The following is a 372-nucleotide window of genomic DNA, read 5'->3' as shown; positions in this document are numbered from 1 at the left end:
AGGATGGACGGCTGCGGCACCGGCTGGAAACAGCGACGCTGTGCGATGCCCAAATCATCTCGGACGTTTTCGACATGCCTGTCGCCCAGCTCACGCATCCGGTCACGGCGAGGCCGGTATTTCTTCCCCCCCTGCCCGGGACTGGCGCGGCATGATGTTCGCCAGGATGGGCTACAGCAAGACCGCCATGCAGGAACAGGCCTATGGCCGCGCGCTTGCGGCAGCACTGCTTATGCTTCTGGCTATGCTGCTTCTGATTCTGGCACATATTGGCACTGGCCCGCGCGCCGTTGCCCCACATGTGCTGAACGACCTGATATTTTCCTACGACGCCCGCAATTTTGACCAGCAGGTTTTGCTGCGTCTGCGGCG

1 pseudogene is annotated in these 372 nt (G+C 61.6%); it reads left to right on the top strand.

Annotation, left to right across the window (positions count from 1 at the left end):
- Positions 1-151 precede the first annotated feature (151 nt).
- A pseudogene (locus AB4Z23_RS29035) lies at positions 152-372 on the top strand (iron ABC transporter permease); the annotation flags it as partial.

It is taken from the genome of Agrobacterium sp. MCAB5 (genome assembly GCF_052114365.1).
Lineage (GTDB): Bacteria > Pseudomonadota > Alphaproteobacteria > Rhizobiales > Rhizobiaceae > Agrobacterium > Agrobacterium tumefaciens.
This window is presented reverse-complemented; position numbering and strand designations above follow the sequence as displayed.